1 protein-coding gene and 1 pseudogene are annotated in these 5,720 nt (G+C 73.0%); both read left to right on the top strand.

Annotation, left to right across the window (positions count from 1 at the left end; genetic code table 11):
• Positions 1–5: 5 nt before the first annotated feature.
• Positions 6–3,956, top strand: a pseudogene (locus tag FH715_RS27910) (SDR family NAD(P)-dependent oxidoreductase); the annotation flags it as partial.
• The coding region (locus tag FH715_RS27915) for a type I polyketide synthase (protein ID WP_425472783.1) at positions 3,862–5,720 on the top strand (1,859 nt) is incomplete at its 3' end. The pseudogene FH715_RS27910 and the gene FH715_RS27915, both read left to right, overlap by 95 nt.

The following is a 5,720-nucleotide window of genomic DNA, read 5'->3' on the forward strand; positions in this document are numbered from 1 at the left end:
GGGTGGCGCGGGCGTTTGTCCATGGTGTGTCGGTGGACTGGTCGGCGTTGTTCGCCGGTTCGGGTGCGCGCCGGGTGGAGTTGCCGACGTATGCCTTCCAACACAAGCGCTACTGGCTGGCCCCGAGCCTTCGGCGCGGTGATCCGGCCGGGCTCGGATTGGACACGACGGATCATCCGCTGATGGGCGCGGCGTTGCGTTTCCCGGATGGCTCGGCTGTGTTGACGGGCTGGCTGTCGCTTCGGGCACAGCCGTGGCTGGCGGATCACGCGGTGGCGGGGATGGTGCTGTTGCCGGGCACCGCGTTCGTGGAACTGGCGGTGCGGGCCGGGGATGAGGTCGACTGCGACCGGATCGAGGAACTGACCCTGGAGGCCCCGCTGATGCTGCCCGAGAAGGGCGGCGTCGCGGTGCAGGTTCGGGTCGGTGTCGAGGACGAGGAGGGTCGGCGGTCGATCACGATCCACTCGCGGCCCGACGACGACACCGGGACGCCCCGGGAGTGGACCCGGCACGCCAGCGGTCTCCTGACCACCACCGACACCAACCCCGCCCTCGACACCGAGCTGAGCGCCTGGCCCCCGACCGGCGCCGAACCCGTCGAACTCGACGGCTTCTACGAGGACATGGCCGAGGCCGGCTACTGCTACGGGCCCACCTTCCGAGGCGTCGAGAGCGCCTGGCGGCGGGGCGACGAGGTCTTCGCCGAGGTGACGCTGCCGGAGTCAGCCCGCGAGCAGGCCGAACAGTTCGGCATCCACCCCGCGCTGCTGGACGCGGCCACCCACCCGCTGGGGCTGGCGGATCTCTTCGGCGACGGCCCGGCGCGCCTCCCGTTCGCATGGACCGGGGTCTCGCTGGCGGCGGCCGGAGCGACGCACATCCGCGTACGGCTTGCCGCCCGGGGCAACGACACGGTGACCGTGACCGTCGCGGACGGCGCCGGCCGAGCGGTCGCCTCGGCCGCGTCGCTGGTGATGCGGCCGGTCGCGATGGACCAGCTGGAGCGGATGCGCGGGGGCGAGCAGGGCTCGCTGCTGCACGTGGAGTGGCCCGAGCTGCCGCAGTCGGCGGTCGGCGCGGGCCCGGACCGGTGGACCGTGGTCGGCGCCGACCCGCACGGACTGCGGGCGGGCCTGGCCGCAGCCGGCCTAACGGCGGCCGCGGCGCCGGACCTGACCGTAGCCGCCGACGACGGCCCGGCGCCGGATCTGCTGCTGTTGCCCTGCCTCGGCGACCCCGAAGGCCCGGCGGCAGAGCACGAAGCCCGCGCGGTGCACACCGCCGTGTCCCAGGTGCTCGCGTTCGTCCAACAGTGGCTGGCCGACGAGCGATTCGCGTCCTCCCGGCTCGCCGTCATCACCCGTGGAGCCGTCGCGGTCCGCCCCGGCGAACTGGTCGCCGACCTCGCCCGGGCCGGCATCTGGGGCCTGCTCCGCTCGGCCCAGTCCGAGTACCCCGACCGCATCCTCCTGATCGACCTCGACGACGACGAGGCGTCGCTCCGCGCGCTGCCCGTCGCGGTCCACAGCGGCGAACCGCAGTCGGCCATCCGGGCCGGAGCCCTCCACGCCCCGCGCTTCGCCCGCCCCTCGGTCGCGACGCTGGCGCCGCCACCGTCCGGGCCCTGGCGGCTCGACGCCCGGCCCACCGGCACGCTCGACGGGCTGCAACTGCTGCCAGCCCCGAAGGCGAGCGCGCCGCTGGCGCCCGACCAAATCCGCATCGCCGTCCGGGCGTCCGGCCTTAACTTCCGTGACGTCCTGATCGGCCTGGGCCTCTACCCGGGCGAACCGGTGCTGGGCACCGAGGCGGCGGGCGTGGTCGTCGAGGTCGGAACGGGGGTCACCGGACTCGCCGTGGGCGACCGGGTGATGGGCCTCGTGCCGGAGTCGTTCGGCCCCCTGGCCATCGCCGACCACCGGCTGGTCGCCCATATCCCGAACGGCTGGACGTTCGAACAGGCGGCCTCGGTGCCGGTGGTGTTCCTCACCGCCTGGTACGGGCTCGTGGAGCTGGCGGGCCTGAAGGCCGGCGAGACGGTCCTGGTGCACGCCGCCGCCGGCGGCGTGGGCATGGCCGCCGTGCAACTGGCCCACCACCTCGGCGCCCAGGTCTTCGCCACCAGCAGCCCACCGAAGTGGCCCGCCGTCCGCGAACAGGGCGTCGCCGCCGACCGGATCGCCAACTCCCGCACCCTGGACTTCGAGCAGCACATCCTCCAGGCCACGGACGGCGCCGGCGTGGACGTGGTGCTCAACTCCCTGGCCGGCGAGTTCCTCGACGCGTCGCTGCGCCTGCTGCCGCGCGGCGGCCGGTTCCTGGAGCTGGGCAAGACCGACCTCCGCGACCCGGAGAAGACGGCGGCCGAGCACCCCGGCGTGACATACACCCCGTACGACCTGATGCACGCCGGGCCGGAACGCATCCAGCGGATGCTTGCCGACGTCGTGGCGCTGTTCGAGCAGGGCGTGCTGCGCCCGCTGCCCGTCACCACCTGGGACGTGCGGCAGGCCGGGGCGGCCTTCCGCCACCTCAGCCAGGCCCAGCACATCGGCAAGGTAGTCCTCACCGTCCCGCCCGCCCTTGACCCGGACGGTACCGTCCTGGTCACCGGCGGCACCGGTGCCCTCGGCGCCCTCGTCGCCCGCAACCTGGTCACGGCGCACGGCGCCCGGCATCTGCTGCTCGCCAGCCGGCGCGGGATCGAAGCGCCCGGCGCCGAGGCCCTGGCAGCGGAGCTGACCGGGCTGGGGGCCACCGTCTCCATCGCGGCCTGCGACCTCGGCGACCGGGACGCGGTCGCCGGGCTGCTGGCCACCGTGCCGGCGGAACACGCGCTGACCGGCGTGGTGCACACGGCCGGCGTGGTGGCCGACGGTGTGGTCGCGTCGCTGTCGCCCGAGCAGGTCGACGCGGTGCTGCGGCCGAAGGTGGATGCCGCACTCCACCTGCACGAGCTGACCCGCGACCAGGATCTGGCGGCGTTCGTCCTGTTCTCCTCGGCGGCCGGCGTGCTCGGCGCGCCGGGACAGGCCAACTACGCCGCCGCGAACGCGTTCCTGGACGCGCTGGCCGCCCACCGCCGCGCGCGCGGCCTGGCCGGCACGTCGATCGCCTGGGGCCTGTGGGCGCAGTCCGGCGGCATGACGGGGCAGCTCGACGAGCAGGACATCTCCCGCATGTCACGCTCCGGACTGGCGGCGCTCACCGCCGAGCAGGGCCTGGGGCTGTTCGACGCTGCGCTGGCCGGGGGCGAGCCCCTGGTCGTGGCCGCCAGGGTGGACACCCCTCGGCTGCGCGGCCAGGCCGACGCCGGCACCCTGCCGACGATGTTGCGCGGCCTCGTGCGGGGCCAGCCGGCCAGGCGCACCGCCGCATCGGCCGAGGACACCTCCGCCCTGCGGCGTCGCCTCGCCGCCACCGGCCGAAGCGAACAGCAGCGGGTCCTCACCGACCTGGTGCGCACCCACATCGCCACCATCCTTAGCCACACCACCCTCAACGCCATCGACGACGACCGGGGGTTCGGAGACCTCGGCTTCGACTCGCTCACGGCGGTCGAGCTGCGCAACCGTCTGAGCGCGGCCACCGGCCTGCGCCTGCCGGCCACGCTGACCTTCGACTACCCCACCCCCGCCGCAGTCGCCACCTATCTGCGCACCCAACTCGCCCCCGCCGACGGGGACGCCGAGTCCGGGAACCACGACGGCCTCGAAGCGAGCGAGGCCGAGATCCGCCGAATGATCGCCGCCATCCCGCTGGCCAAGCTGCGGCAGACCGGAGCGCTGGACCTGCTGCGGCAGTTGGCGCAGGCCGACGACGAGGGCGTCGAGACCGTTGACGACGGCTCCGCCGCCGTTGACATCGACGAACTGGACGTCGCCGACCTCATCCAGATGGCACACAACGACGGCAACGGCCACCCAGGAACTGGAGTCCACGATGACCGCTGACACCGAGCAAGTCGTTGGCGCGCTGCGCGCGGCACTCAAGGAGGCCGACCGGCTGCGACGGCAGAACCAGCAGCTCACCGCTGCCCTCGTCGAGCCCGTCGCCATCGTGGGAATGGCCTGTCGGTTCCCGGGTGGGGTGGGTTCGCCTGAGGAGCTGTGGGAGTTGGTTGCCGAGGGTCGGGATGCGGTGTCAAGTTTTCCGGCCGATCGTGGGTGGGATCTGGAGGGGTTGTATCACCCGGACCCGGATCATCTGGGTACGTCGTACAGCCGGCATGGTGGGTTTCTGGCGGGTGTGGCCGAGTTCGACGCGGATCTGTTCGGGATCTCGCCGCGTGAGGCGCTGGCGATGGACCCGCAGCAGCGGCTGCTGTTGGAGACTTCCTGGGAGCTGTTCGAACGGGCCGGCATCGACCCGCCGTCCCTGCGCGGCAGCCGGACCGGTGTGTTCCTCGGCGCGTTCCGGTCCGACTACGGGCTCGACGCCCAGGCGGCCCCCGGCTCCGAGGGATACGCCATCACCGGGAGCGCCACGAGCGTGATCTCCGGCCGACTCTCCTACACCTTCGGCCTTGAGGGGCCTGCGGTGACGGTGGACACGGCGTGCTCCTCGTCGCTGGTGGCGTTGCACCAGGCCACCCAGGCCCTCCGACAGGGCGACTGCACCCTCGCCCTGGTCGGCGGCGTCTCCGTTCTGTCCAGCCCCAAGACCTTTGTCGAGTTCAGCCGGCAGCGCGGGCTGTCCCCCGACGGCCGGTGCAAGGCGTTCGCCGCGTCCGCCGATGGCACCGGTTGGGGCGAGGGCGTGGGCCTGCTGCTGGTCGAGCGGCTCTCCGACGCCGAACGCAACGGTCATCGGGTGTTGGCGGTGGTCCGTGGTTCCGCGATCAACCAGGACGGCGCGAGCAGTCGACTGACGGCGCCGAACGGTCCCTCGCAGCAGCGGGTGATCCGTCAGGCGTTGGCGGCGGCCGGGTTGTCGGCGGCGGACGTCGACGCCGTGGAGGCGCACGGCACCGGAACGACGCTGGGCGATCCGATCGAGGCGCAGGCGCTGTTGGCGACCTATGGCCAGGAGCGGCCCGAGGGTCGGCCGTTGTGGCTGGGGTCGATCAAGTCGAACATCGCGCACACCCAGGCCGCCGCCGGCGTCGCCGGGGTGATCAAGATGGTGATGGCGATGCGGCACGGGGTGTTGCCCAGGACGCTGCACGTGGACGAGCCGTCGCCGCATGTGGACTGGTCGGCGGGCGCGGTCGAGCTGCTGACCGAGGAGCGGCCCTGGTCGGTTGAGGGTCGTCCGCGTCGGGCCGCGGTCTCGTCGTTCGGGATCAGCGGCACCAACGCCCACGTGATCGTGGAGGCCGCTCCCGAGCCCGTGGGTGACGAGGGGGCGTCCCCCGCTGCGGCAGGCGATGGCGGTGCCGCGCTGCCGGTGGTGCCGTGGGTGATCTCCGCGCGCACCGAGGAGGCGTTGCGGGCACAGGCGGACCGGCTCGCCGCGTATGTGTCGGCGCACCATGAGCTGCGGGGGGCGGACATCGGGTATTCCCTGGCAACCACCCGCGCCCACCTGGAACACCGCGCGGCGGTCGTCGCCGACGACCGCGATGTTCTCCTGAGCGCCCTGCGCGATGTGGCGCGGGGGGAGTCTGCGGAGTGTCTGGTTGAGGGTGTGGTGCGTGGTGGTGGGCGTGTGGTGGGGATGTTCCCTGGTCAGGGTTCGCAGTGGGTGGGTATGGGGCGTGAGTTGTATGGGGTGTT

Source organism: Streptomyces sedi, from assembly GCF_006335015.1.
Taxonomy (GTDB): Bacteria; Actinomycetota; Actinomycetes; order Streptomycetales; family Streptomycetaceae; genus Streptomyces; species Streptomyces sedi.